Origin of the sequence: Paenibacillus sp. AR247 (genome assembly GCF_002968895.1) — a bacterium.
Lineage (GTDB): Bacteria > Bacillota > Bacilli > Paenibacillales > Paenibacillaceae > Paenibacillus_AQ > Paenibacillus_AQ favisporus.
On the sequence record NZ_PCZT01000012.1, the window covers coordinates 210,517 to 215,140 of the forward strand.

Annotated in this window: 3 protein-coding genes and 1 pseudogene; all 4 read left to right on the plus strand. The window is 54.7% G+C overall.

What is annotated here, in order from left to right; genetic code table 11:
* Window positions 1-473: DNA repair protein RecO (recO, locus tag CPT76_RS40305; protein WP_258168737.1), on the plus strand; the 473-nt coding region annotated here is incomplete at its 5' end.
* 373 nt (window positions 474-846) lie between these two features.
* A complete protein-coding gene (glyQ, locus tag CPT76_RS22315; protein WP_076169812.1) occupies window positions 847-1,734 on the plus strand; it encodes a glycine--tRNA ligase subunit alpha in 888 nt (295 codons plus the stop codon).
* Window positions 1,727-3,801, plus strand: a pseudogene (gene glyS, locus CPT76_RS22320) (glycine--tRNA ligase subunit beta). Before glyQ ends, glyS begins: the two are co-directional and overlap by 8 nt.
* Before the next feature lie 264 nt (window positions 3,802-4,065).
* Window positions 4,066-4,524, plus strand: a complete 459-nt coding sequence (locus CPT76_RS22325) for a YaiI/YqxD family protein (RefSeq protein ID WP_105444507.1) — start codon at window positions 4,066-4,068, stop codon at window positions 4,522-4,524.
* Window positions 4,525-4,624: the final 100 nt, after the last annotated feature.

Consider the following 4,624-nt stretch of genomic DNA (forward strand, 5'->3'; position numbering starts at 1 on the left):
AGCTGCTTGACCGCGTGCTTCAGGACGAGGAGACGGGGAGCTTCTGGTTCCAGCAGCTTAAGGCGTGTCTAGACGCGCTGGAAGATGGCAAAGACCCCGCCGTCATTATCAACTTGTATGAGATGAAAATATTGCAGACTGCAGGATACGGTCCCGAACTGTCATCCTGCATTTCTTGTGGAAGGGATATTTCACCACAGGAGGAACGGTATTGGGTGAGTCCGCGGCTCGGAGGCGTACTGTGCCGGGCGTGCAAGCACCTGGATTCCCAGGCCATGGGGATTTCGCCCAGAACGATGAAGCTGCTGCGGCTGTTTGCCCAGCTCGATTTGCGGCGGCTTGGCCACGTCGATGTGAAGGAAGAGACCAAGGCGGAGCTGAAGGCTGTCATGCGGGCATTTATGGATATGCAGCTGGGGCTGAATTTGAAGTCGCGGGGTTTCCTCGATCAGATGGAGAAGTACGGGCTGTAGGATCTGTTGCAAGAGATCTTGACTATCGGAATCATTTCCTGTAGTATATATTAAGTTTCTAATTAAATTGTCTGACACGCAATGATCGAAGAAGTAGTGGGTCTTCCATTCCTGTTAGCGAGCCGGGGAGGGTGCAAGCCTGGCGGAAGGAATCCATGAACCGGCACTTCGGGAGTGTGAAATGAAATCGGAAAAGTGGGTTGTTCCTGGCTAAAGCGAGGGGCAGCCAAGTAGGGTGGAACCGCGGGATCAGCTCTCGTCCCTATGTCTGTACAACAGGCATAGGGCGGGAGCTTTTTGTTGTACAGAAATGTGATCATTGTTGACGGGTATCCGTCCATTCCCCCCAATTTTCAATGAAGGAGAGTCGTATATGAACTTTCAGCAGATGATTCTGACGCTGCAGCAGTTCTGGGCCAATCAGAATTGCATTATCGTGAATCCCTATGACACGGAAAAAGGGGCCGGCACGATGAACCCGATGACGTTTTTGCGTTCTCTCGGACCGGAACCCTGGAAGGTAGCCTATGTAGAACCTTCCCGCCGGCCATCGGACGGCCGTTACGGGGAAAACCCGAACCGGCTCTATCAGCATCACCAGTTCCAGGTGATCATTAAGCCGAGCCCGGACAACATTCAGGAGCTGTATCTCGACAGCCTGAAGGCGCTCGGAGTGGATGCGCTCGACCACGATATCCGCTTTGTCGAGGACAACTGGGAGAACCCTTCGCTTGGATGCGCGGGTCTCGGCTGGGAAGTATGGCTGGACGGTATGGAAATCACCCAGTTCACATACTTCCAGCAGGTGGGCGGTATTGAAACGAACCCGGTCGCCGTGGAAATTACCTACGGCATGGAGCGCCTGGCTTCCTACATTCAGGAGAAGGAAAACGTATTTGACCTGGAGTGGGTTGACGGCATTTCTTACGGTGATGTGTTCCATCAAGCGGAAGTGGAGCATTCCACGTATACCTTTGAAGTGTCCGACGTGAAAATGCTGTTTACGCTGTTCAACATGTACGAGCAGGAAGCAGGCAAGGCGATGGAGCGGAATCTCGTATTTCCGGCATACGACTACGTCCTGAAATGCTCGCACACGTTCAACCTTCTCGACGCAAGGGGAGCCATCAGCGTTACGGAGCGTACCGGCTATATTACGCGGGTGCGCAATCTGGCCCGCCAGGTGGCGGCGACCTACATGGAGGAGCGCGAGAAGCTCGGCTTCCCGCTGCTGAAGAAAGGAGGCGATCTGAATGTCTAAGGATCTGTTGTTTGAAATCGGCCTGGAGGAAGTGCCGGCACGTTTTTTACGCGCAGCGATGGAGCAATTGGAAGAACGCATGGTGAAATGGCTGGAGCAGTCCCGGATCGCCCATGGCGAAGTTCACTCCTACGCAACCCCCCGCCGCTTGGCCGTGCTTGTTAAATCGGTTGCAGAGAAGCAGGAGGACGTGCAGGAGGAAGTGAAGGGCCCGTCCCGCAAAATCGCCCTCGACGAGAACGGCAACTGGAGCAAAGCCGCGCTTGGCTTCGCCCGCGGACAAGGCGTAGATCCCGAGCAGTTTACGTTCAAAGAGCTGAACGGCGTGGAATACATTTACGTCACGAAGAGCAGCAACGGTGTTGAGACTTCTGCGCTGCTGTCTGAGGCACTGCTCGGCATCCTCTCTTCGATGACATTCCCTAAGCATATGCGCTGGGGCAGCTACGAATATAAATTTATCCGTCCGATCCGCTGGATTACAGCCCTGTTCGGCACGGACGTCATTGATCTGGAAGTGACCGGCGTGAAGTCGGGCAACGTGACCCGCGGCCACCGTTTCCTCGGAACGGAAGCCGTCGTGCCGGAAGCCGGCGCTTACCAGGAAGTATTGCGCGGCCAGCACGTCATCGTAGACGTGAAGGAACGCGAAGGCATGATTCTGGAGCAGATCGAGTCGCTCGCTGCGGAGAAGAACTGGACCATTGCGGTCAAGGACGATCTGCTGGAGGAAGTGCTGTTCCTGGTGGAAACGCCGACGGTGCTCTTCGGAACATTCGATCCGTCCTTCCTGAACATTCCACAGGAAGTGCTGATCACGTCGATGCGGGAGCATCAGCGGTACTTCCCTGTTCTGGATGGCCAGGGACAGCTGCTTCCGTTCTTCGTAACGGTGCGCAACGGTGACAAGCGGTCGCTTGACGTGATCGCCAAAGGGACGAAAAGGTGCTTCGCGCCCGCCTGTCGGACGCCAAATTCTTCTATGAGGAAGACCAGAAGCTGGAGATTAAGGACGCGCTCTCCAAGCTGGAAAGCATCGTCTTCCACGAGGAAATCGGCACGGTTGGCGATAAGGTCCGCCGGATCCGTCGTATCGCCGACCAGATCGGAGAAGCGCTGCAAATTTCCGGCACGGACAGCGAGTCGGTAAGCCGCGCTGCGGACATCTGTAAGTTCGACCTCGTTACGCAAATGGTGTATGAATTCCCTGAACTGCAAGGCGTTATGGGCGAAGACTATGCCCGCAAAGCCGGCGAACGGGAAGACGTGGCCAAGGCGGTATTCGAGCATTACCAGCCGCGTTCGGCATCGGATGAGGTTCCGTCCAGTCTGGTGGGTTCCATCGTCAGCATTGCAGACAAAATCGACACGATCGTCGGCTGCTTCTCGATCGGCATCATCCCGACCGGCTCCCAGGACCCTTATGCGCTGAGACGCCAGTCCCAGGGCATCGTGCAGATTTTGCTGGCTAAGCAGATGCCGCTCACGCTGTCCCAGCTGTTCGACATCGCGCTAGGCGTGCATGCAGAGCTTCGCAACTTGGACCGCCAGCCGGATGACATCCGCAAGGATCTGGTCGAATTCTTCGGCCTCCGCGTGAAGAAGCTGCTGTCCGAGACGCTCCGCTACGACGTGGTGGACGCTGTCATTTCCGCCGGATTCGACGATGTCATCTCCGTTGTATCCCGCGGGGAAGCGCTGATGCAGGCGGTTAACAGCGGAGACGACTTCAAGACGACCGTGGAATCCTTCAACCGCGTCAGCAATCTGGCAGCCAAAGCGGGAAAGGCAGAAGTTCAGGAGCCGCTCTTCGTGGAAGAGGCCGAGTCCAATCTGTTCCGCGCATGGCAGTCCATCACCGCCGATTACCATGCAGCGCTGTCGGAGCGGGAAGGCGCCAAAGCCCTTGCCCTTCTTGCCGACATTAAGGAAGCCGTTACGAAGTTCTTCGATTCCGTCATGGTCATGGCCGAGGATGAGCGGGTCCGGGCTAACCGTTTGGGTCTATTGGCATCGATCGACCGCGATTTGAAGCAGTTTGCCGATTTTAACAAGCTGGTATGGTAAACCTGTAAAGGTTTCGGGTAAAAGAATACGGAAGCGGGACGAAACAAATCGGTCCCGTTTTCGTATCTTTTTCATGTATATAGATTGAACTGAAGTTTTTCATTCAGCTTCCTGTTTTATTTTTCTTTAGTTCATTCTATGTACACAAAAGTTTCCTGCAGCACTGTCAGAAGTTGTAATGTCCGTCCCGGAAGGATTTTTATAGGACAGGCTCGTATATAATAGTACGGAATACCAAGAATGACAGGTGGGCTCGAATCGGCTATGGATGACAGACAAATCGTTGTGGACGGCGATGCCTGTCCGGTGAAACAGGAGATTGCCGCAGTGGCTAAGGCTTTGGGCGTTCCCGTGCTGATGGTCTCTTCGTTCGATCACTTGATCCAGGCCGGGGAGGGGGTGCGGACCGTTCAGGTGGACCGGAGCGATCAGAGCGCCGACCTATACATCGCCAATCATATCCGCCGGGGGGACGTTGTGATTACCCAGGACTACGGACTGGCCGCCTTGGCCTTGTCGAAACATTGCTATGTGCTCTCCTTTCGGGGCATGCAGTTTCATAACGAGGACATCGAGTTTATGCTCGACCGCAGGCACCATCAGGCCAAAGCGCGAAGGAACGGCAAGCATTCCAAAGGTCCGAAACCGATCACGGCGGAGGACAAAAGAATTTTTCAACAGAAACTGACAAAACTTTTGCAGGATTTGCAGGAGAACGTATAACGATAGCGAATTATATTTTACGTGCAAAAAGAGATGAAGGTGGTTATGATGAGTGCCGGACATGGAAGCATTCCGGAGAAGGTCATCGACGCGGTGCTGG